Source organism: Microcoleus sp. CZ3-B2 (assembly GCF_036705055.1).
In the GTDB taxonomy this organism is placed as follows: domain Bacteria; phylum Cyanobacteriota; class Cyanobacteriia; order Cyanobacteriales; family Microcoleaceae; genus Microcoleus.
In genome coordinates this window covers 34,249-57,592 of record NZ_JAUBTN010000020.1, presented here as the reverse complement: position 1 = coordinate 57,592, position 23,344 = coordinate 34,249, and the positions used below count along the sequence as shown (strand labels likewise).

Sequence of the window (23,344 nt, the reverse complement as noted above, 5' to 3'; positions counted from 1 at the left end):
CAAGTTCTTACTCCAAATATTCAGTAATAAAAGACTAAAGCCCTTACTACAAATATTCAAGAAATATTCAATAAAATTTCTGACAAATACATGAACCAAAAAGTATTAGAAATCGAAAACTTGACTGTTAGCTTTGACGGTTTCAAAGCCATTAACAATCTGAATTTTAGTATGGATGCGGGCGAACTGCGAGTTATCATTGGCCCCAACGGTGCGGGGAAAACAACTTTTCTCGACTCGATTACCGGGAAGGTGCAGCCGACGGAAGGGCGGGTAATCTTTAAAGGTCGCAATTTACGCAAATTGTCGGAATATCAGATTGCTCGCCTCGGTATTGGCCGCAAGTTTCAGACGCCGCGAGTTTACTTGAATTTAACGCCGAGGGAAAATTTAGAGCTATCTTGCAACGGCAATAAAAATGTATTTCCTACTCTGTTTAAGGGTTCTCCTGTGGCGGAAAAGCGCACGGTTGCTGGTTTGTTAGAAACAATTGGTTTAGTTGCTAAAGCTGATGTTCATGCTGGTTTGCTTTCTCACGGGGAAAAGCAGTGGTTGGAAATTGGGATGTTGGTGGCTCAATCTCCCGATTTGTTGTTGGTTGATGAACCTGTGGCTGGTTTGACTGATGAGGAAACGGCGCTGACTGGAGATTTGCTGATTTCGCTGGCCGAAAGTCATTCGGTGTTAGTGATAGAACACGATATGGAGTTTGTGCGGCAAATTGCTCAAAAGGTGACGGTTTTGCATCAGGGTGCTGTTTTGTGTGAAGGAACGATGGATGAGGTGCAAAATGACGATCGCGTTATTGAAGTATATTTGGGAAAACCAGAAGAGTAGTCATTAGTCATTAGTCATTAGTCATTAGTCATTAGTCATTAGTCATTAGTCATTAGTCATTCGTCATTATAAAAATAACAGTTAACAGTCAACAGTCAACAGTTAACAGTCAACAGTCAACAGTCAACAGTCAATAATTATGCTGCAAGTTTCTGATTTGAATGTTTATTACGGCGAAAGTCACATTTTGCGCGGTGTCGATTTAAGTGTTAATGCGGGGCAAATGGTTTGTTTGATCGGCCGTAATGGTGTTGGTAAAACTACGATGCTAAAAACGCTGATGGGGTTGCTGCAACCCCGCAGCGGTAAGATTAATTTTGGCGGTGAGTCGATTGTTTCTAAGTTGACTCACCAGCGGGCAAAGTTGGGCATCGGTTACGTGCCTCAAGGGCGGGAAATTATTCCTAGGTTGAGTGTTAAAGAAAATTTGTTGTTGGGTTTGGAAGCGAAACCAATTGCGGTTAAAAATCCTAAAATTCCTGATGAGATTTTTGATTTGTTTCCGGTTTTGAATACTATGCTCGATCGCATGGGGGGTGATTTGAGCGGGGGACAGCAGCAGCAGTTGGCGATTGCTAGGGCTTTGATGGGTGAGCCGAAATTGCTAATTTTGGATGAACCGACGGAGGGGATTCAACCGTCTATTATTTTGGATATTGAGGCTGCGGTGCGTCGGGTGATTGCGACTAGGGGTATTTCAGTTTTGTTGGTGGAGCAGCATTTGCATTTTGTGCGGCAAGCTGACTGGTATTATGCTATGCAAAAAGGGGGAATTGTGGCTTCGGGAAGCACTAGCGAATTGAGCGATGAGGTGATTCAGAGGTTTTTGGCTGTTTGAATCGAAGGAAGAAGTCATTAGTCATTAGTCATTAGTCATTAGTCATTAGTGCTGTCCCCCCCGATCGAACGTCCAACGTCATCAGGAAGAAGGCTATAACGGCTTCGCTCAGGGTGAAAAGAAGGAGGAAGGAATTGGTGTCAATTTTATGTGAAACTTAACTGGTTCCAAGGCTCTGCCTGGGAACCCATATCAGCGAGGCTCTGCCTCGATTGTGAAAGAGTAATGAGGAGGCAGAGCCTCCATATCTTCGTTACCAGGCAGAGTCTGGTGACAAGTAAATGGAATTAAATGCTTTGATGCAGTTGCTTGGTAAAAAAAACTGGTTTCTGCTTCTAGAAAAAATTCTGTTATTGCTTTTTGCTGCCGTCTGGCATTGTTGTACCTCCCATGCTGGCTCTGTCCAAACTGGCTCCGTCGATGTTAGCATTGCGGAGGTTGGCATTTGACAGGTTGGCATCTCTGAGGTCGGCAAATCGCAAATCTGCGCCGTCTAAATTGGTTCCTGTCAAGTTGGCTTTTCTGAGGTTGGTGTTGCTAATTCTTGCTCCTATTAATTCGACTCCGCTTAAGTCGGCGCGAGCTAGATTGGTGTTGACAAAATCTGAAATCTCGAAGCGACTTCCGCTGAGGTTGGCGTCTGATAAATCTGCTCCTGTGACGATCGCATTTTTTAAGCGCAGGTTAACTAATTTTACGGCTCGGAGGTCGCAGCGGACGCAGCTTTGGGTTAGTAACAGGGTTTCGACGTTGGCGTTGATTTGGTCAATTTGTTGCTGGGAGAATTTTTCGGCAAATTCTGGGGAGACGTAGCCGAGGTTTTTGGGATCCTCTGCTTTTGGTTGGGTTGTTGGTGTTTGGGGTGTTGGTGGTTGACTTGTTGGGGGTTGGAGTGTTGGTGGTTGGGGTATTTGTGGTTGGATGATTTGTGGTTGAGGTGTTTCTGGTTGGGGTGTTGGTGTTTGGGCGATCGCCCTTTGTTGCAGCCCCACCTTCGGATATTCTAGAGTAGCGGCAAACATTAGCAGGGCGATCGACAATCTTGTGAGTTTTTTCATAAATAAATAACAAAAGTGAAAAAATACCATTGATATTGTATGATACTCCCAAAAGCGATAGCCCTACATTGAGATAAATAAATCTCAACTTAGATAAAATACTTCGCAACCGTCAGGTGCGAGAATTATTTTTTATATTGCTGTTCAGCCGTCAGTATTTAGTAGTTAGTATTTAGCAGTGAGCTATGAGGATTCTGTTAGTAGAAGACGACGATCGCATTTCCCAAGCATTAGCAGAAGCACTCACAGACCAACATTATGCCGTAGATATAGCCGCCGACGGCGAAGAAGGTTGGAACTTTGCAGAAGCCTGTACCTATGACTTAATTCTGCTAGACGTGATGCTGCCAAAATTAGATGGAATTAGCCTTTGCCAGCGCTTGCGCCGACAAGGATTAAAAACCCCCGTGCTAATGCTCACAGCCAGAGACACCAGCAATGATAAAGTCATGGGCTTAGATGCCGGAGCAGATGATTATGTCGTCAAACCCTTCGATTTGCCAGAATTAGCAGCAAGAATCAGAGCCTTACTGCGGCGGGGAAGTACAACTGTATCACCAATATTAGAGTGGGAAAATCTGCAATTAAACCCTAACACCTGCGATGTAACCTATCGTGACAATTTGCTGCACCTCACTCCCAAAGAGTACAGCTTACTAGAATTATTTCTGCGAACAGGCGGGCGCGTTTTAACACGAAGTGCTATCCTAGATCATGTATGGGCTTTTGAAGACTCACCGGGAGAGGAAACCGTCAAAGTTCACCTCCGGGGTTTGCGACAAAAACTGAAAGCAGCAGGCGCACCCGCTAATTTTATAGAGACTATTTATGGCATGGGTTATCGGCTCAACCAAAACCTATAATTGCCAATTCCAAGCTTTGGGATGGCGTTTATTGCTATCTTACTTAACAGTTATGATAGCTATTTTAGGCAGTTCTGCTTTTGCTGTTTATGAATTGTTGGCCAGCACTCTATATCAAGAATTAGACCAGCGATTAGAGATTTTAGCCCGGTCTGCTTCTCACGGTTTAGTTGTGAAAGAAAAGCAGTCTCTTCCACAATCTTCAGAAAAAAAAGGCGATCGCACCAACAGAGAAGATAGAGACGACAATGATGATTTGTCTATTGAACTCGATAGCAAAAAAGTCACCGATCAGTTAGACAAAGATGCAGACTTAGACATTCCTTGGCAAAATCTGCGGGAAGCGGATCAATCTGTAGAATGGTTTAATGAAACAGGTGCAATGTTAGGAAATGCTGGCAAGGCTTTACCTCCTCTACCTCTGAAATCTGGTTTTCAAACCATACAAAACGGGCAGATTCGGTTTACCACAATTCCAGTTTACATTTCTGATGGTGAACAGCAAAAATTAAAAGGTTACATTCGCACCAGCGAATCTACTAAAGAAGTCGAAGAAGTCCTCAGCAGCCTCCGCTGGAAATTGGGTTATGGGAGTATTATTTTTCTCAGCTTGACTGCGGTTGGTGGTTTGTGGCTGACAAAGCAATCTCTCCAGCCAATTGAGGAGAGTTTTCAGCAGTTAAAACAATTCACCGCCGACGCTTCCCACGAGTTGAGAAGTCCGCTGACGGCGATTAAAACTTCAGTGGAAGTGATGCAGAATCATCCTGAGAGAATTCATGCAGCGGATGTTAAGAAAATGGCGGCGATCGCCTCTGCGACTAAACAGATGAGTCAGTTAGTTGAAGACTTACTTTTATTGACTAGAATAGATGCTGCTGCTACAACCATCACCCGCGAGTGGATAGCGGTTCCGTTAGATGAATTGTTAGAAGATTTACTCGATTTTTGGGAACTGCAAGCTCAAGAAAAACAAATTACTCTCAAATCAAATTTAGGCATCGGGTTGACTGTAATGGGAGACGGATCGCAGCTAACTCGTTTGTTTTCTAACTTAATCGGAAATGCAATTCATTATACACCAACGGGCGGCATTGTGACTGTTTCTCTGAGAAGTCAAGGTCGCTTAGCAATTGTTAGTGTAGAGGATACTGGGATTGGCATTGCTCCCGAAGATGTCAAGTTAGTTTTTGACAGGTTTTGGAGAGCGGATCGAGCCCGAAATAGTCGGGAAGGAGGTTTGGGGATGGGATTGGCGATCGCCCAATCTATTGTCCAAAGTCACCGAGGAGAAATTAGCGTTACCAGTCAACTAGGGGTAGGTAGCTGTTTTCAGGTAAAATTCTCCTCAGTAACTTAAGAGTTGATTTTAATAAAAAACCTTAACTATCATCCCCATATTCTCCTTGTTCTCCTCGTTCTCCTCGTTCTCCTTGTTCTCCTTGTTCTCCTTTTTCACCAACTTCTCCTTGTTCTCCGTATTCAAACCCGCTAGGACTCATTAAGACGATCGGTTTAACCGAATTATTATTGCTAACCGATGAATTAGCAGGATTAGCGGCATTACTCAAAAAATTAATCGGAGACAATTGATTGAGAGCGGTATCATTCTGAGATGCGATCGCGCTAGCAGCAGCAACAGAAGTTAAAACACAAGCTCCAACGCCGAGCCAAATCTTAGTTTTATTTTGCATTTTTCAAAAATCCTTACTGTGGGTGATTACTTTTACTATCCCACACAAAAGTAAAGAACTCGGAAAGAGGGGAAACATCTAAAAAATGTTGGCACAGGCATTGCCTTATTGCTACAATTCTAGTCCATAAGCAACCTGTAGGAGTTTCCTAAATGATTATTTGTATAGCTAATATTTTGACCACCGAAGAATTAGAATTAATTATCAATAGTCTAAAAACTGCTGAATTTGTCGATGGAAAGTTAACCGCAGGTTGGTATGCAAAACAAGTAAAAAATAACGCTCAATTAAAAAACGATGCGGCTCCGACTCAGGAAATTAGAACTCTAGTCAATCAAGCACTAAAACGCAATTCTTTATTCCAAATAGCGGCTCGCCCGAAAGCGCTGCGTCCGATTATTTTTAGTCGCTATCAGGTAGGAATGTACTACGGTACACATATTGATAATGCGATTATGGGAGACGAAAAACTAATGCGATCGGATTTGTCTCTCACTCTATTTCTCAGCGATCCTGCGAGTTATGCGGGCGGGGAATTAGTGATTGAAAGTACCCAAGGCGAACAAGCTTTTAAACTTGATGCGGGCTCGATGGTTGTTTATCCTACTACAACTTTGCACCGGGTGGAACCTGTCACTGAAGGCGAGAGATTAGTGGCGGTGACTTGGGTGCAGAGTTTAGTTCGGGATGCTCACAATCGAGAAATTCTCTTTGATTTGGATACGGTTCGCGATATCCTGTTTCAGAAGTCGGGAAAGACGGCGGAGTTTGACTTGCTATCCAAAAGCATTGCTAATTTGCTGCGAAAATGGGCTGATGTTTAGGGCGAGGAAGTCTTAGAGACGTTTAAATAAATTTTATGTCTTTCCGAGTTCTTTACTTTTATTTGTCACAATCCTAATATAGCAATCCTAAATCATTATCACGGGCGGCGAACATAAATGTGATTTCCCCAAAATCCATCCTCCTGGACACTCAAGATGCCGTGTCCAGGACACGGCTTGGCCTTAGTCCCTACAGGTACAAGAAAATCATTTAGGATTGCCATAACACTGATTGCCAGGAAATAACAACTCATGAAACGGAAAAATATTTTTAGTTTGCTCGCAGTTACAACGATTCTTTCAGTAGCGGCCAGTTCTGCCTTTGCACAAGCTATAACTCGAATCCGCGATTTGCGACCGTCGAGAACACCAACTACCATCTCTGGAAAAGTAGTCGGTTTTGGAGAAGCTGATGAAAATGAGTGGATTATCGACGACGGTAGCGGTGGAATTAGAGTCGATGCTGGCCCCCGCTCGTGGCGCAATATTAATGTATCAAGAGGTGAAACAATCAGAGTTGTTGGCGAGATGGACGACGGTGAATTCGATGCTTTTTCTGTTACTCGCTCGAACGGCTCAGTAATTAACATCCGCTCTCCCCAAAACCGGGAGCCTTGGGAGGGCAAGGAGGACGATTAACTGCAAAATTGTGCGCTATCTGTCTGCACAGCTTGGGATGCAGCTTTACAAATAGACCCTAGGGTTTTAGCTAACTGACCAAATATAGCAATCCTAAATCATTATCCAGGCGGCGAACATAAATGTGATTTCCCCAAAATCCATCCTCCTGGACACTCAAGATGCCGTGTCCAGGACACGGCTTAGCCTTAGTCCCTACAGGTACAAGAAAATGATTTAGGATTGCTATAGATAAGTTAAACAATAAGAATCTGACAATGAGTAACGAAACTAAAATTTGGACAAGCATCGGACAGTCATATCTAACTAAAGATAATTCGATCGATGTAAATATAGCGTCATCGGAGAGATACCAACTCTCAATCAGTGAAAGTGGCGAAAGTGGCGAAAGTGGCGAATTTGGTGAAAGTGGCGAAAGTGGCGAATTTGGTGAAAGTGGCGAAAGTGGCGAATTTGGTTACGATAGGAATTTTTCGATAGGTCAACCTGTAAATTCTTCCAATTCTAGCCCAGTTACGGGCAATTTTCCCATGATTTCTCAGGGATACGAAAGGGGCGATAATTTTTATCAGATTGAAATTGAAGGTACAAATGGTAACGACATCCTGACAGGAATTCCTGGGAATAATGTTTCTTTAGAAGGACGCAGGGGCAATGATATTCTGAGCGGCAACAATGGCAATGATGAACTAGAAGGTGGCAAGGGTCAAGATACCCTTGACGGTGGTGCAGGAAATGATATTATCGATGGAGGGAGGGGTAAAGATATTCTGACCGGCGGTATGGGTTCGGATTTATTTGAGCTAGAAGGGCGATCGGCTACAAATACTCTCGAACTCGCTGATATCATCACTGATTTTCAAAAAGGTGTAGATAAATTGAACCTGGAAGATGGCTTAGGATTTTCTAACATTAATATCACTCAAGGCAATGGAATTTATGCTGGTGATACTCTGATACAGCTAGCAAATACGGGTCAATATTTGGCAGTGTTGAAAGGAGTTAATGCTGGCAATATTAACGGGGCAGATTTCAGTTTTTCATAATGGTCTAATTTAATTTAAACTCAGTCTGGACTTACCCGCGCGGGGTCATCAACCCGGTTTTTGATACCATTTTTACAAATTTTTGCTCCGAAAGAAGTTTTGGGCGGAGTGAACGTCCGGGTTGTTTACATGGCGGAGAGTTTGTAAGGTGCGTCGCTGTGAGATTTTTGATCTTTATTTGGGGATTGTCTATGGCGACGCACCCTACGAATACTTACTACTAAGTTTGAGCCTTTAAGAATAACATTTACAGCCGATGAAATTATGGCGATTTATGCTACGTCACAACAGGGAATTGCTGCGGCTAAATCTATGAGTAAAGCTGCTTTAGCAATGCTTGAATTATATGGGATTGGTGCGGGATGCGGTGTGCATTGCGGGAGCGTTATCGAGAGGCTCTTTGGCGGTGAAGATGTTCGGACTTATACTGTAATTGGTGATGTTGTGAATACAGCAAAACGCTTAGAAAGTGCCACGCCTGGTGGTGCTATTACTATTTCTGATGCTGTCTATCAACGGATGTCACAAATTCTAACAGTCGAACCTTGTGAACCGATTGTGGCTAAGGGTAAAACAGCAGCTTTAATTGCATGGCGGTTAATATAGCAAGCCCTAAATAAAATTTGTCGCTGTCAAGTTAGTTTTTGTGATTATAGTTTATACGTTGGTTAGCAAGTAAGGTGCTGATGGGTCAATACGGTTCACTTAAGACCGATCCCCCCTAACCCCCCTTAAAAAAGGGGGGGACAAGAAAGCTTTCAAAGTCCCCCTTGCTTTCGGGGGATTTAGGGGGATCTCCGGGGCACAAATAGTGTTAAGTGAACCGTATTGGCTGATGGGTGCACTCTAAATTTCGCTAAATAGATCCAAGTTCAGATAAAAGACTTCGGAACCGTCGGGTGCGCGAATCAACTTTTCTATTACCGGAGGCAGTTGTTGTTGGCGGTACAATTCGGGAATTTCGCAGAAGCTTTCTTCGGGAACTTCCAAGATTTTTGGCATATCAGGAATGGGAATTCCCAAGCGATCGCTTTTATTTAAACTGCAAACAATCAGGTAGTTGAAGTCAGCAAGAGTGCGACTGCTGGGAAATATTTTGGATAAGTTAATCAGGGTAATCAATTCTTCTTGATGTCGCACTAAACTTTGACCGCTATCTAAAAAACCGTAGGGATTAAAGTCTTTGACAACGCGCTGGACTTTTTCAATGGGAACTGCATAATTAACGTTTCCGAGTTCAAAGGAAACAAGTTTTCGAGGGGGGGTTCTGACAGCACCTTGTTTTTGGCTGCGAAAACGGCGATTGTAATTGGCGTGAGTCATTCGATTTTAGATTGAAGATTAATGAACCGCGAAGGCGCTAAGAACGCAGTACGCGAAGCGGCGCGTAAGCGCTAGGAAGAGGAAGAAGAAGATGCTGTTTGGATTATTTAATGTTTGATTAATTTGGGGATGGCTTCTAAAAGTTGGGCTTCGCTGTAAGGTTTGGTGAAATATTTATTTGCGCCTAATTCCATTGCCATTTGCCGATGTTTTTCGCCGCTGCGGGAGGTCAGCATGGCTACAGGGATTTTAGCAAACCGCTGGGTCGATCGCATCGATCGCAACAATTCAAATCCATCCATCCGGGGCATTTCAATATCCACAATGGCCAAACTGCAATCAAGACCGTTTTGCAGCTTTTCCAAAGCATCCAGCCCGTCTTTAGCCTGCACGACTCGGTAGCGGGCACGAGTCAGCATCAGAGACAGCAACTGCCGAATTGTATAGGAATCGTCCACTACCAAAATCTGGGGTGACTGACTCGAACTCGGCGCCATATGTGGCGTTGTACCGGACACAGGGGCGATCGAACTATTGACAGCAGAAGGTTGACCTACCAAATCATCCACATCCAAAATAGTCACAACTTTGCCGTCCCCCAAAATCGTACTCCCCAAAACCCCGCGAGGCTTGGATAGAGGTGGCGGCAAGGGTTTAACCACAATTTCCTGCTGGCCGATCAGCCGTTCCACAGCCACCGCCAGCATTCCTTCACTAGAAGCCAAAACCAAGACAGGAATGTGGTCTTGAGTCAAAGGGTCTGGAGAGGGGCCATCGGGCCCGAGGACGCTATATTCGAGTAAATCTTGCATCCTCACCAAACGAATAAATTCCTCCCGCCACCACAGCATCGGCTGATTGCCGGCGGTGTGAACTTCCGAAGCTTTGATGTGGAGAATCTCCTCGACTGCATCCAGCGGTACTGCTATTTTATTGCGATCGGTCTTCACCATCAAAGCGTCAGTAATCGACAGCAACAGCGGCAGCTTGATGATAAAGTTTGTACCTTTTCCCAGGCGAGAGTCCACCTTTACCGTTCCCCGCACAGTCCGCAAATTCGTTCGCACCACGTCGAGTCCGACTCCCCGCCCCGAAAGGTCGCTGACCCCTTCTGCGGTGCTAAAACCAGGCCAAAACAGAAAATCGTAGAGTTCGGCAATGGAAAATTCTTGAGCTTGTTCCTCTGTCGCTAAACCCTTGTTGACAACCTTGCGGCGGATGATTTCCGGGTCAATGCCTTTTCCGTCATCGGCGACAGTAATAATAGTTTGGCCGCCTTGGTGGCGGGCTGCTATTTCAATTTGACCGCTGGCGGGTTTGCCGCTGGCTTGCCGAACTTCGGGAATTTCGATGCCGTGGTCGAAGGCGTTTCTCACTAAGTGTATTAAGGGGTCGCGCAAAGCATCGAGCAAACTTTCGTCAATTTTGGTATCTCTTCCCACTAACAGGAGGTTGACATCTTTATCGTAAGTGAGACACATATCCCGAAGCGCTCGGGGCAAGTGGTCTACGGCGCGGCTGAAACTCACGACTCGCAACTGCATGACGCGGCTGCGGAGTTGTTCGGTAATGCGGCGCAGTTGGTCGGTACTGCGCTCGAATTTCATGGCTAGGAGGTCTAATTTGGTGGCGGATTGTGAAATTGCTTGGGCGGTTTCGATGACTTCTGCGGCTGTAGAGTGGAACTCTGTATAACGATCCATCTCTAAGATATCAAAGTGAGCATGGGTCAGAGAGGATTTACTGTTAGCGATCGCCGGAAATTCTATTTCAGATCCTGCAATTTTTCCCAATCCCGCATTGCCGTTTCCCCCTCTCCAATCGGCAAAACTCAGTCTGTCGTATTCTTCTCGCAACTGGCCGCCGAATTGGTTCAAATCTACGATACTGCGGCGGATGCGCTTGACTTCGCCGCGCAGTTCGGATTCTTGAAGTTCCAAATTTGTACGGTTGATGACTAATTCTCCGACGAGGTTCACCAATTCTGTTAAGCGTTCTAAGTCTACTCGGATTGTCGGTCTTTGGAGGTTGGGGAGTGGGGGAGTGGGAGATTGGGGGAGGGGGAGAGGGGGAGATTGGGAGAGGGGGAGATTTGGGGAGGGGGAGATTTGGGGAGGGGTTTCGGATGCTGGTGATTCGTCTGTGGGTGGGGAGATTGGGGGGAGTTCGATCGCCCTTCCTTCCAATAGCTGCTGGCGGGCGGTTTGCAGGTTTTGGGCGATCGCCCAACCCTCGGACTGGAGGCGTTCTAAAGTCAAGTCTGGAAAATCGATCAAATCTCTCAGGGGTGCGGCGACTTTCCCAAAATCGGGCAATTGCAGCATTCCAGCCAAGCCGGAGAGTTGATAATAAACCTGGTTGAGGGCGGTGACGCTTTTTGCTAAATCTGCCTCAGAAGCTTGGGAAAGTTCGGTTTCCAGGCGATTGAAGATTGGCGGCAATTCGTGTTCAAAAATCAGTTTTAGGGTTTCCGGGGCTGCCGATCGACTGGCGGCGGGAACTGGTGGCGGTTCTGGCTTGCCGTACTTTGCCTCGAACTGGGCGTGAATTTGGGCGAGATCCTCCAAATTTGACCTTTGATCTGGAGTGCTGACATCTGAGTGATGAATGGATTCGACAGAAATCTTTTTGAGAGTATCCACCCCTTGCAGTAAAACACTTACAGTGGTCGCTTCCAGTGCCGACAAGTCCGTGCGATCGCGCAAAATGACAAAACAGTCCTCCAGCGTGTGAGCCGCCGCCGACACGTTTTGAAAGCCCAACATCGAACCCGCACCTTTAATCGAGTGAGCCGCCCGAAACATTTCTTTAACTGCCGCTTCTCGTTCTTGTAACCCAGCACCTTCCATCGCCAGCAGGTGAGTCTCCATTGACTGGAGAAACTCGCTGGTTTCTGCGGTAAAAGCATCTATTAATTCGTTTAAATCATCGTCATTCATATTAAATTAGTCATTAGTTAGTAGTCATTAGTCATTAGTCCTTAGTCCTTAGTCATTAGTTATTAGTCACTTCTTAGATGATATTCGGTTCATTTCAACCCGCCCCGCCCCACCGACAGAAATGCGATCCTCTTCTGCAAGCTTCGCTAACGCACTTTTTGCCTTGGGATGGGGCGGGTTTATGTAGATTCTCGGTGGGAATTAAACATTATTCGTGAATCCGCCCCTACAGGAATTAGGTTATTTAATGGAATTTGAGACGACCAATGACTAATGACTAATGACTAATGACTAATGACTAATGACTAATGACTAATGACCAATGACTGATGACTAACTGCGGAAATTCGCCACCGACTTTTGCAATTTGTCAACAGAACCGGACAGATCGTCCAAAGAAGCTTTGACATCCGAACCCTTTTGTGCAGTTGTATTCGCAATCTCATTGACTTGCTGCATACTGTTAGAAATTTCCTCAGCGGAAACAGTTTGCTTGGCAGATGCGCGAGTAATATTCTGCACCAAAGCATTCATTTCTCGACTAACTTCGATGATAGCATTGAGGTGAGTTTTAGCTTCGCTGGCTAGTTTAGTGCCTTCCACTACCTCCAAAGTTCCCGATTCCATTGCCTTCATCACGCGGCTGATTTCTTCTTGAATTGTACCGACAATTTCCGAGATTTCTTCAGTAGCGCCGGCCGATCGCTCTGCAAGCTTCCGCACCTCTTCGGCGACAACGGCAAAACCCAAACCTTGTTCGCCGGCTCTGGCAGCTTCAATCGTAGCATTGAGAGCTAACAGATTGGTCTGCGAGGCAAGTTGAGAAATGGAAGTGACAATTTTGCCGATTTGCTGCGAAGATTCGCCCAAACGCTTCATCATTTTTGAGGTTGAGGCGATCGTCAACCGGAGCTCGTTAATGCCTTCGACAGCGCGATCGACCGCCATACCGCCGACTTCAGCAGTGTGAGAAGACTGCTGGGCGACTGTTTCAGCCCGCACCGAAACATCTCGCACGTCGCGGATCGAATTCACAATCCGCTCGATTTCCCGCATGATCGCAGATATTTTTGTGGCTTGAACTTCCGCCTGTTGGGTGAGTTGGCTGGTATTGTTAATTGACTCGCCAGTGGCAGATGTTACCTGTTCGGCTAGATTTTGAATTCCCGTTACCACCTTCCGCAGAGAACCGATTAAGAAGTTAAAAGAATCCGCAACAGCACCTAAAACATCGTTAGTAACTTCCGCCCTGACAGTCAAATCGCCTTGAGCCGCGCCTTTAATTTCTCCCAACAATTTGAGGACTTGTTGAGTCATAGAATCGGCTTCAGCTTTGCGTTCTGCTGCCAATTTTCCTAGCCGTTCTTCTGCCTCTTTGCGTTCGGTGATGTCAAAGCGGATGGCGATATATTTGACTATTGTGCCGCTGGTATCGAAGATGGGGGCGATCGTCGAATCTACCCAATAAAATGAGCCATTTTTAGACCGATTTTTGATTTCTCCTTTCCACACCAAGCCGCGCGAAATTGTCAGCCACATTTCAGCAAAAAATGCTTTGGGATGGTAGCCGGAATTGATAATGCGGTGGTCGCGGTGCAGCAGTTCTCCCATGCTGTAACCGGAGATTTGAATGAATCTGTCGTTGACGTAGGTAATCATGCCTTTGATGTCAGTTTCGCTGACGATCGCAGCTTCGTCTAGGGCATTTTGCCGCGTTTTGAGTTCTTGCAGCAAGCGTTGCTGTGTCTCGGCAAACTGCTGCATCTGCTGCTGGGATGCTCTTTCTTGGGTGACGTTGCGGCAAACGACTACACCGCCTTTGATTGCTCCCGTTTCGTCTTTAAGCGGCCTGCCGCTAATTTTTATCCATAGGCCCTCCGGCTGGGCTGCATGGCGGGTGAAAACATCTACGTCGTCTGGTGATTCTCCTCGAATTGTGCGCGCTAAAGGTATGTCGGCGGCGGGATAGGGAGTGACTCCATCTGGCAAAAATAAGCCGTATTTTCCCGACCACTCGTCGGGAAGAGTATCCGTTGAACCCAAGCCAAAGATGTTTTCGGCTGCGGGGTTGAACAAAACAAAATTGCCATTTTCGTCGGCAGCAATTATGCCGTCGCCAATGCTGTCTATTAGCAGTTGCAAGAGATTGCTTTGCTGGCGAAATTGCTCTTCGGAACTGGCTAATTGGGCGGTTGTTTTTTCCAGTTGCACCATCGCGTGTTTACTTTCGGTAACGTCGCGAGCCACTGCATACATGAGCTTTTGTTCGGTTTCCGGTCGCACTTTCCACGACAGCCACCTGTAGGAACCGTCTTTGCAGCGGTAGCGATTTTCAAAGAACTTTATTTCGCTGCCCTCGGTTATTCTTTTTGCTGCGGCTATGCTTTCTTCGCGATCGTCTGGATGGAGGAAATGGAGAAAAGATTGGTCTTGAACTTCTTCTAAGGTGTAGCCGAGGGTTGTTTCCCAAGCGGGATTGAGGCGCTTGAATTTGCCTTCAAAATCTAAAATACAAACTAAGTCTAGGGACAGGGTAAAAAATCGCTCGCGCTCTGCTTCGGCTTTTTTGCGATCGGTAATTTCGATCGCCACACCGCCGACACCCATCGGTTTGCCGTCCTCTCCGGCCAAAGGAAAGTAAGAAGCCAGCCAATCTCGGATTACACCCGGTTGATTGACGGTTGTTCCCGATACCTCAATGTTTAAAAATGATTGGTTGTTTGTCAGAACGCTCTCCAAAATCGGCTGCAGAGTATCGACCATTTCGGGTATCACTTCACTGACAGTTTTGCCGAGGTGTTCGGCAACTGACGGGCCGGTGGTTTCCGCTAATTTCTCGTTGACTTGCACGAAGCGCAATTGGTCGTCAAAGATAAACATGGCGGCCGGGGCGGCTGTAAAGAATGCGTCAAAGCGAGCTTGACGCAAAACTAATTCTCGTTCTAGAGCTTTGCGATCGCTAATGTCGCGAGCTTCTGGAATCAGCAGCACGACTTTGCCGTTGTCGTCTTTGATGGGTTTTAGGGAGAAGTCCACAGTCATCACAGCACCTCCAGCAACCAGCACGTCGGCTTCGTAGCGGACAAATTCGCCGGCGGCGGCGGCGACGACTGCAGCTTCGACTTTTTGCTTGGCTTCTGGGGAAATCTGCCACCACAAATTCTCGGCAAACTGCGTGCCCACGAAGTCTTCGCGCCCGAGTCCGGCGGCTGTCATGGCTGTTTGGTTGGCTTCTAAGACGGTGCCGTCGGGTTCTAGCAGCCCGACTAATTGGAACGATTGGTCGAAAATGGCTCGGAACAGTCTTTCGCGATCGCGCAGCATTTCTTGGGCCCGCTGGCGATCGCTGATGTCGCGCGTCACTGTGGCTAGGCCCACCGGCTCGCCTGTTTCTGGGTTTTTGACTGTAAACAGGGTGAAGTCAACGGGAATGTTGTCGCCGGTTTGAAAGTTTCTAAACTGGAATTCGCCCTGCCACAAACCGTCTCGCACAGTGGCGGGCAATATCTCTTCTTTGACAATCTTAGCGTTTTCTGGTGTGAAGAAGTCATACATATTTTTGCTTTTGACTTCTGCAATATTTTGCAATCCGGCGAGCTTAATTCCAGCGGCGTTAATGTATGTTGGCTCTCCCTCCATTGTTGCTATGCCGATAAAATCCGAGCTGCTTTCGACAAGCGAAATCAATCTTTTGTTTTCGATTTCAGCCAGCTTGCGCTCTGTAATGTCGTTGTTAATTTCTAAAATTGCCTTGGGTTTTCCATCTTCGTCCCGCTGCAAAGTCCAGCGGCTGAATACGGTAATTTGGGTTTGGTAATTGGTGGTGTGAATCAGTTCTCCTTCCCAATAATTCTGCTGTTCTAGCTGTTCTAAAATTGATGCTAAAGGTTGGGTAAATCTCGTATCAAACAGGCTGTGAGTAACTTTTCCTAAAGCTTCTTGCTTTTTCCAGCCGTATATTTTCTCAGCGCCCTGGTTCCAGTAATCGATCGTGCCGTCTAGCTCTCGAATAATCAAAGCATCGCTGGCTAGGTCGAGCATTTGCAAGTTCTGCTGCAAGGCTTGTTCCGCGCGCTTGCGGTTGGTGATGTTGCGGGCGATCGTTGACATAAATTCAACTTCTCCGCTGTCGGATTTGTGAGCAATAATTACTTGAGAAACCGGTATTTCTTCGCCTTCTAAAGTCTGCCAAATTGTCTCGCCGCTCCAAACTCCATCCCGACAAGCTGCGGGGATGCCGACGTTCATAATAGTATCGACACTTTTGGGCGATGTCACGTCGGAAATGCTGACTTCGGCTAAATTTGCCTCCTCGCCAACTTTTAACATTTCCCTGGCCGCGCGGTTGAGATAAATGGTGTGCTGCTGGGAGTCTGTCATCCCTACCCAGTCTGTTGTCGCTTCTAGGATGGCCTTGAGCCGCAGTAGCTGCTGTTCGGATTCGCGGCTTTCTGTGATATCGCGGGCGAAGCCGAGCATTCCTATAGTATTGCCTTCTGCATCTTTGAGCGGCAATTTCTGGGTGTCGAATACGTGTATTTTGCCGTCGGCTAAGGTGGCGGATTCGTTGGAGGCCGGCGCGTTTTTGTTGTCGGCGCGGAAGTTTTGGATTTGGTTTTGGGAGTCTGTTTGGGCGTGGGTGTTGCTGAAGATGCGATCGGCCCCGATGCCGAGCTCTAAATCATCTTTGCCGATAATTTCTGCTGGAGTTTTGCCGAAGGCGGCGGCGAAACCTGCATTGACTAGCGCGTAGCGGCGGTCTTGATTTTTGACGAAGATGCAGTCTGGGGTGGCGTCAATTACTGTCCGCAGCAAACGTTGGGAATTTTCTACTTTTGCCAGTGTTTGCCGCATTTGTTCTTCCATTTCCACGCGCTTGGTGATTTCTCGAATCGCGCAAACGAGGACTTTGCTGCCGGAGGCATCTACAAAGGTAGATTTTTTGACGGAGAAAAACTGGGTATTTCCGGCTGGGTTTGTGATAGTTTCTTGGGTTTCAATGCTCGTATTTGCCAAAAAGACTAATTGATTTTTTTCTTCATATATGTCTGCTTCTTCTTTCGGCAAAAAGTCGCGGTAAGCTTTGCCAATTAGTTCTTCTCGGCTGTAACCGATGTATTGACAAAAGGCATCGTTTAATGTTAACCATCGGTGCTGTTCATCTTTGACGTAAATCGGGTCGGGGATGGTGTTGAGGATATTGTTTAAAAATTGTTCCGAAGCTTTTAATTGCTCTTGAACAACGGTGCGATCGCGAATCTCTTGTTGCAATTGGGCGTTAGTTTGCGAAATTTGCTCGGTTCTTTCCTGGACTCGCTGCTCTAGTTCTGCCGTTAGCTGTTGCAAGGCCGCTTCTGTTTGTTTGCGTTTGGTAATTTCGCGGCCTTCTACAAGTATTTGATAGACTTGTCCAGTTTCATCTAACAGGGGTTTTAAGGATAGATCCATTACTATCAACTGGTTATTGAAGCCTGTGATTTCGTATTCTTCCCGCACAATTTGGCCGGTAGAGACTTGTTGAATGTTGGTTTTTATTCGCTGCTGGTTGGTTGAGGATGCTGCCCACCAAGGTGTGTGCCAAAATTTCTGTCCCAGCACTTGTGATTCTGGGAAGTTGCCTAATTCTAGCGCTGTCCGATTTGCTTCGATCAAAGTACCGTCTGGCTCTAATAATCCGATGATTTGAAAAGCTTGGTCGAAGATGGCTTGAAATCGCTGAGTAGTTTGGCTGAGGGCTTGTTCTGTTGCTTTTTTGGACTTGAGAATTTGGGTGGAACCTACTAAGAATTGGTAGCGGTTGGACAAGCTCAAAAATGCGATCGCCGGAATGACAGTCATCCAATCGGAGATAGTTTGCGCCACCGGGGAGTGCGGCAGTCCCAAGTATTCGGCGGCGTGGCCGCTGTGTCCGAAAGCGCAACTCAAAAATATGCCTGCTGTGACTGTGGCGAAGATGTCAAACCCAAATTGACGGTTTCGCCACAAACCTAAGCCGATCAGGAAGCCGATCGCAAAATAACACAAAGAAATGATGCAATTGGCAATCCCAGTTAGCATCGATGGAGAGAAGTCAGGTAATGTGAGGGTGAATGTCGTGGCGATCGAGCTATAGAACAATTTGATCATAAAATTTATAGTTGGCAAGTTAACTGCAGGCGATGGAACGATCAATTTTAGATTTTAGATTTTAGATTTACTCCATATTCTTCCTTCTTCCTTCTTTTCACCCGCTCAGCTTCGCCGTTATAGCATTCTTCCTGATGACGTTGGACGTTCGATGAGGGGAGGACAGCACTAATGACTAATGACTAATGACTAATGACTAATGACTAATGACTTCTACTTACCAGCGTTCGGAATGGGCGATGGCTTCGACATCGACTATCATGAGCAAGCGTCCGTCGGAATTGTACAAACCTTTCAAAAAAGGAGCTAAGTCAGGGCTGACATCTATCGCCGAGACAGTGCGATCGGGATTTAGAGATAAAACTCCTTCGACGCGGGAGACGGCCAATCCCATCCGCATCTTCGACAATCTCACGTCTCGGGGATCTGGCGCTTCCACCACTAAAATGCGGCTGCTTGGGTGGTGAGTGTCAACCGGTTCGATACCTGCAAACCCTCCGAAGTCTGCGGTTGCTAAGATTTCGCCCCGCAAGTTGGTTAATCCCAGCAAAAACGGCAGGGTGTTGGGAACCGGGGAAATCGGTTGTTCGCTGAGGGAAAGCACTTCTCGCACAGCCTCTAATTCTATGGCGAACAGACTGTCTCCTTGAGCGAAGATAAGAAATTGTTTTGTTCGACTTGTCTGATTCCCCGCTACGGTGGGAGCAGTTGCTTTCATTGTAGATTTTTTGTTTATAGTCTAGCTTACAAATTAGGATTTTGCTGTGCCAGGAAAGGGGAGCATCTCACGAGAGGGCAAAAACCGTCTTTGAGGAGTGCGATCGTCCAGATTCCGAGATTTATACCTATAGCGATCGCACTTTGTGTAATATCTTGTCCGGTCAATTATCCAAATAAAAAAGGTTCGATCGTTAGGAATGGGAGTCCGCATCATCTGAGGACTTGCATTCCGAACTCAAACTAATCTTAGTATAGTGATTCGATCGGAGATGATATAAATGCAAAACAGGTGTTATATCTCCGGTCTACGAGCGCAACAAAAACGTTTCGCAGTGCGGACTTCAGTTTGGTATAGGAACCAATCCGAACTCAGTTAATCGACCAGACACTATATTAAATAAATCGCGGATTTGACAATAAATCAACTTGCGATTATTATTAAAAGTAAAAATTTTAAGAAATTGTGAAACCCAGTTTTTTCAAGAAAACGGGGTTTCTAGCTATAATGTTTTTTGTGAGAGTTAATGAAGGCTATATATTGTGTTTAGGCAGAAAGCAGGCGCTGCACGATGTTGACGAGTTGCTGAGGTTCAAAGGGTTTGCTGACGTAAGCGTCTGCACCTAAATCGGTTCCCCAAGCTTTATCAATGTCGGTGTTTTTATGAGTACAAAATACTACTGGTAAGTTGGCAGTTGCGCGATCGCCCCGCAATTCTCTGATCACTTCAAATCCGTTCATTCGCGGCATCACTACGTCTAAAACCACAAGATCCGGGGGTTTTTCTCGGATCAGGGCGATCGCTTCTTCGCCGTCGCTAGCCCGGATCGCGTCCATTCCGGCATCTTGAAGAATGCGACAGATGATTTCGAGTTCGCTGGGAACATCGTCTACTACTAAAATTTTTGACATAATTCCATACTTCCTTGCTGTTGTTGACAGCCGACAATTCAGGATTGAGAAGCTGGCGCGATGAGTTTCGCCCCGCGAAAGCTATGGTTGTTTGGCTGCACCCCGCCACCGAACAAATTAATTCACTTCTAAATACAATATAGCCGATCGCACTGCCGCTGCGGGCAGAAAAAAGTTTAGTTAACCAACAATATACGAGATGCAAACGGATTTTGAGGAATTTGGCAATTGGGATTTGGGATTTGAAATTATCCACTATTAGTTGCCAAATTTAAACTTCAATAATTACTCGCAAATTACCGCACTTTTCATTAACCAGACAGGCTATTGACGAACCCGATCGCTCAAATTTCCAATCCAGCAAAGTTGAGCAAATTTTTAAGTTATACCGCGACAGTTTGTTAATCGATTTTGGTAGTGCGGACTCGATAATTCGCAGTTGGTTGTTGGGGAAATCGGGGACTAAATTTAACATAATTTGCCAGAGTTGAAAAATACTGCGAGTTGCCCAAACTTGGGGCGAAAAAGCTACAGGATACTGCACGGGGCGATCTACATTAAAATTTATGGCGCGATAGATATTTGCTGCGGTAGGTTGTGCTGGCAAGTTCTCTTAACTGATAACTTCTTATCGCGTACAGTTAATTTAATAACATTTTAAATATTTAGTCTATGGTACCTAAGATGGAGATTTTTACATCGGCCGAGATCGCACTTTTTACCTTTAATTTTGATAGGACAGGGGTGCTAAACCGCAAACCAGCTTAATTGACTTCTACCGAAAGAAAGAATCCTACGCAATCGAGGCATTTTTCCCAGTAGCATCTTCCCTTAATATCAAAAGTTGTGTAAAATACTGCTATACAAGGGCTGACGCGCTGGCGATCGCCAAAACCAGCTTTTTCAACTCGCTCGCGCGCACTCCCCTGAAATGATTATCAAAAAAATCTCCGTTGATGCGCCACCAAATAAAAAATGCTAATTCAGTAATTTAATTGGGATAAATTTATAAATATGAGCGTTCAGTTTAGCGAGATTAAACTCCCTTCAATCCCCAGCCAGCAACAACCAGAAAAAATAAAAAACGCTGGCAATTTTACCCAGAAAAATAAGCCCAATGTACCTGAAGTGAAAGGGATATCGCGGCGAGGGATGACTGAAATTATAGCAGATATTCAGAACGAGCGAGGTGACAGCATTACTCCTCTGGAATGGACTTATTGTCTCTGGGCTAAAGCTGAATGGGATACCAAAAACCCCGATCGCGCCCCAGAAATATCCCAAGCTATTTGGCTGGTAGCTCAAAACAATGTCCGCCTGAAACAGCAGTTGCTGTGGCGCTTGGCTCTGCACCACAGCCACCAGTTAGAAAATCCTGTTTCTAGCAATGTTCCGGTGCTCGATCGCTCTTTGGTAGAGTGCTTTGCCGAATTTGCCAGCACGGCGGCGGGTATCGATGCTTTACCAGTACAAATTATTAAAATCCTGACTCGCGATAACTCTGATTACGAGCTAGCAAAACTCAGTTGGCAATATCTCAAAACCCCAACGGAGCTATTAGCAAAAGCTCAGTTACCCGCCACAATTCCCGCAGTCGATCGCGCTCAAGTACATCTTGCCGGAATTTTTGCTAAAAATCAGGTTTCCGATTTGTCGGGCGTAGAATGGCTGCTTAGGTGCTTGAAGGAAATGCCACCAGCGCCGCAACTTGCAGCAGTTGAAGAGTTGTTAGTGAAAATTTCGAGCGATATTCTCAAAAATCAAAGGCCGAAATTGGTTGAGTGGGTGCGAGATGAATATTATCCCAAATTGCAGTTAGTTTCGGCTCCCGCCCGAGAGTCGCTGATTCGATGGATTGGCGCACTAAATTACAGTTATTTCCAGAAAACAATTGATTTGGTGGCGCGGATGCTGCGGCTGTCTGATGCGGAAATTAAGCAGTTGGAGGAGCGCCGAGATTTTTGGGCAAATTATAGCGATCGCCTGAAGCGGGTGCGGTTGCTTTTGCCGCAGTCGTCTGTGAGCGCGATCGGCTACCAGTTGCAGTTTGATGTGGATATCTTACCAGAGGAGGGCGCTCCTCCAACTGAGGTCTGCATTTTTGAATTGGAGGAGTATTGTGCGATCGAGTTTTTGCGGGGCACCGGGGCGGAAATTCGGTTAATTGGGCGCAGTAAAGAGAGCGATCGGCTGTTGTTTGTCAAAAAAGAACTTTCAATTAAGCGCATCAGAAAATTAGGTGGCGAAGTGCACGATCGCGTTTTTATGTGGCAGAGTTCCTGTGAAAAGTGGCTAAAACAGAAAAATATTCTGCCCAATGAGGGGACTAAATCTTTTCAGGGAATGTCGCAGTATTACGGTAAATATGATGCTACAAATGGCTTGAGAATGCCGGAACCTCAAGAACAAAAAGAGCGCGAAGTTTTATTGAAAAAGTGGCAAAAAGAAATGGAATCTTTGTCATAACGATTGCGACTAATCAGTTGGTAGTGAGGAATGCGAGTCCGCAAAAATCAAGAAGGACTCACATTCCTCACTACAAACCTGGGCGAACTGTGCGACAGTCATATTTTCCCCGGTAGAATATTTTGGGTTGACCGAAATTGCCACAAACGGGCGATCGTCCTCCTCGATCTCTCCTCGCGGGTACAGCCGAAAAGACTGCCGCCAGATGCCGTCAAATTAATCAGTGAGATAGATACTGCGATCGGCTATAATCAGGGGCTAGAGGAAAAGAACACTGAAAACCCGAAAATATGGTTGCCATCCAAAGAAATCTCAACATTGCCGCCCTTGAAGCAGAATACAGTCAAAAAACACCCAGAGAAATTATCAAATTCGCCCTAGAAAATTTTGACAATATCTCAATTTCTTTCAGCGGTGCCGAGGACGTAGTTCTGATCGACATGGCCTCGAAAATCACCAAAAACTTCCGCGTTTTCACTTTAGACACCGGACGATTGCACTCAGAAACCTATCAGTTTTTAGATGCCGTCAGAAAACATTACGGCATTAAGTTAGAAGTAATGTTTCCCGATGCAGCAGAAGTACAAGCCCTAGTAGATGAAAAGGGATTGTTTAGTTTTTATGAAGACGGTCACAAAGAATGCTGTGGCGTGCGAAAAGTCAAGCCGCTGCGCCGGAAATTGAATACCCTCGATGCTTGGATTACAGGTCAGCGCAAAGACCAAAGCCCCAGTACCCGCAACGGTATTCCGGTCATTGAAGTTGACGGTGCTTTTTCAACTCCCGACCATGAATTAATTAAATTCAACCCCTTAGCCAATTGGTCTTCGGCAGAAGTTTGGGAATACATTCGTGCTTTGGAAGTGCCTTACAACAAGTTGCACGAACGCGGTTTTGTCAGCATTGGTTGCGAACCTTGTACCAAACCAGTATTGCCCAACCAACTCGAACGCGAAGGTCGTTGGTGGTGGGAAGAATCGACGATGAAAGAGTGTGGCTTGCACGCTGGTAATGCACAAAAATAGTGCATAAAATCCTAGGGTGCGTCAGAGGGAAAATTA

At 45.9% G+C, this 23,344-nt stretch carries 19 protein-coding genes; 11 read left to right on the top strand and 8 right to left on the bottom strand.

Annotation, left to right across the window (positions count from 1 at the left end; translation table 11 throughout):
- Window positions 1–90 precede the first annotated feature (90 nt).
- Entirely contained in the window at window positions 91–837 is a 747-nt protein-coding gene (gene urtD, locus QUA97_RS11855) for an urea ABC transporter ATP-binding protein UrtD (RefSeq protein ID WP_194071147.1), read from the top strand.
- Window positions 838–976: 139 nt separating this feature from the next.
- Window positions 977–1,675, top strand: a complete 699-nt coding sequence (gene urtE, locus QUA97_RS11850; RefSeq protein WP_194071148.1) for an urea ABC transporter ATP-binding subunit UrtE — start codon at window positions 977–979, stop codon at window positions 1,673–1,675.
- Between the two features lie 350 nt (window positions 1,676–2,025).
- Here the strand turns inward: urtE and QUA97_RS11845 are convergent, their stop codons facing one another.
- Complete coding sequence (locus QUA97_RS11845) at window positions 2,026–2,733, bottom strand: pentapeptide repeat-containing protein (RefSeq protein ID WP_333194687.1); 708 nt, start codon at window positions 2,731–2,733, stop codon at window positions 2,026–2,028.
- A 185-nt stretch (window positions 2,734–2,918) separates the two neighbouring features.
- On the opposite strand from QUA97_RS11845, the gene QUA97_RS11840 reads away from it, so the two are divergent.
- Together QUA97_RS11840 and QUA97_RS11835 are read left to right on the top strand one after the other, a co-directional pair.
- Window positions 2,919–3,596, top strand: a complete 678-nt coding sequence (locus QUA97_RS11840) for a response regulator transcription factor (protein ID WP_333194686.1) — start codon at window positions 2,919–2,921, stop codon at window positions 3,594–3,596.
- Window positions 3,562–4,956, top strand: coding sequence for a sensor histidine kinase (locus QUA97_RS11835; RefSeq protein ID WP_333194685.1), 1,395 nt, complete (start codon window positions 3,562–3,564; stop codon window positions 4,954–4,956). Before QUA97_RS11840 ends, QUA97_RS11835 begins: the two co-directional genes overlap by 35 nt.
- A gap of 22 nt (window positions 4,957–4,978) precedes the next feature.
- Here the strand turns inward: QUA97_RS11835 and QUA97_RS11830 are convergent, their stop codons facing one another.
- Window positions 4,979–5,290 (bottom strand): hypothetical protein, encoded by a 312-nt coding sequence (locus tag QUA97_RS11830; RefSeq protein ID WP_333194684.1) that lies wholly within the window; start codon window positions 5,288–5,290, stop codon window positions 4,979–4,981.
- Window positions 5,291–5,442: 152 nt separating this feature from the next.
- Between QUA97_RS11830 and QUA97_RS11825 the strand changes: the two genes are divergently transcribed.
- The 4 genes from QUA97_RS11825 to QUA97_RS11810 all read left to right on the top strand — a co-directional run bounded on the left by QUA97_RS11825 (window position 5,443) and on the right by QUA97_RS11810 (window position 8,405).
- Window positions 5,443–6,114 (top strand): Fe2+-dependent dioxygenase, encoded by a 672-nt coding sequence (locus QUA97_RS11825; protein WP_333194683.1) that lies wholly within the window; start codon window positions 5,443–5,445, stop codon window positions 6,112–6,114.
- Between the two features lie 252 nt (window positions 6,115–6,366).
- Window positions 6,367–6,753: a DNA-binding protein gene (locus tag QUA97_RS11820; RefSeq protein WP_333194682.1), complete on the top strand. Its 387-nt coding sequence runs from the start codon at window positions 6,367–6,369 to the stop codon at window positions 6,751–6,753.
- Between the two features lie 257 nt (window positions 6,754–7,010).
- Window positions 7,011–7,799, top strand: coding sequence for a calcium-binding protein (locus tag QUA97_RS11815; protein WP_333194681.1), 789 nt, complete (start codon window positions 7,011–7,013; stop codon window positions 7,797–7,799).
- A 210-nt stretch (window positions 7,800–8,009) separates the two neighbouring features.
- Window positions 8,010–8,405, top strand: coding sequence for an adenylate/guanylate cyclase domain-containing protein (locus QUA97_RS11810; protein WP_333194707.1), 396 nt, complete (start codon window positions 8,010–8,012; stop codon window positions 8,403–8,405).
- Window positions 8,406–8,645: 240 nt separating this feature from the next.
- Here the strand turns inward: QUA97_RS11810 and QUA97_RS11805 are convergent, their stop codons facing one another.
- The 6 genes from QUA97_RS11805 to QUA97_RS11780 all read right to left on the bottom strand — a co-directional run bounded on the left by QUA97_RS11805 (window position 8,646) and on the right by QUA97_RS11780 (window position 20,424).
- Complete coding sequence (locus QUA97_RS11805; protein ID WP_333194680.1) at window positions 8,646–9,122, bottom strand: chemotaxis protein CheW; 477 nt, start codon at window positions 9,120–9,122, stop codon at window positions 8,646–8,648.
- 107 nt (window positions 9,123–9,229) lie between these two features.
- Window positions 9,230–12,061: a hybrid sensor histidine kinase/response regulator gene (locus tag QUA97_RS11800; RefSeq protein WP_333194679.1), complete on the bottom strand. Its 2,832-nt coding sequence runs from the start codon at window positions 12,059–12,061 to the stop codon at window positions 9,230–9,232.
- Window positions 12,062–12,394: 333 nt separating this feature from the next.
- The gene (locus tag QUA97_RS11795) at window positions 12,395–18,187 is read right to left on the bottom strand and encodes a methyl-accepting chemotaxis protein (RefSeq protein WP_333194678.1); all 5,793 of its coding nucleotides are present in this window, start codon (window positions 18,185–18,187) and stop codon (window positions 12,395–12,397) included.
- A 217-nt stretch (window positions 18,188–18,404) separates the two neighbouring features.
- Window positions 18,405–18,905, bottom strand: a complete 501-nt coding sequence (locus tag QUA97_RS11790; protein WP_194068653.1) for a chemotaxis protein CheW — start codon at window positions 18,903–18,905, stop codon at window positions 18,405–18,407.
- A gap of 546 nt (window positions 18,906–19,451) precedes the next feature.
- Complete coding sequence (locus tag QUA97_RS11785; protein ID WP_194068655.1) at window positions 19,452–19,817, bottom strand: response regulator transcription factor; 366 nt, start codon at window positions 19,815–19,817, stop codon at window positions 19,452–19,454.
- A 271-nt stretch (window positions 19,818–20,088) separates the two neighbouring features.
- Entirely contained in the window at window positions 20,089–20,424 is a 336-nt protein-coding gene (locus QUA97_RS11780; protein ID WP_194068656.1) for a hypothetical protein, read from the bottom strand.
- A 407-nt stretch (window positions 20,425–20,831) separates the two neighbouring features.
- Here QUA97_RS11780 and QUA97_RS11775 point away from each other — a divergent pair, with 407 nt between their 5' ends.
- Genes QUA97_RS11775 through QUA97_RS11765 form a run of 3 tightly spaced genes read left to right on the top strand, consistent with a single transcriptional unit; the run spans window position 20,832 to window position 23,308 of the window.
- Entirely contained in the window at window positions 20,832–22,283 is a 1,452-nt protein-coding gene (locus tag QUA97_RS11775) for an EH signature domain-containing protein (RefSeq protein ID WP_194068657.1), read from the top strand.
- 30 nt (window positions 22,284–22,313) lie between these two features.
- Entirely contained in the window at window positions 22,314–22,664 is a 351-nt protein-coding gene (locus QUA97_RS11770; RefSeq protein ID WP_194068658.1) for a hypothetical protein, read from the top strand.
- Complete coding sequence (locus tag QUA97_RS11765; RefSeq protein WP_333194676.1) at window positions 22,574–23,308, top strand: phosphoadenylyl-sulfate reductase; 735 nt, start codon at window positions 22,574–22,576, stop codon at window positions 23,306–23,308. Before QUA97_RS11770 ends, QUA97_RS11765 begins: the two co-directional genes overlap by 91 nt.
- Window positions 23,309–23,344 lie beyond the last annotated feature (36 nt).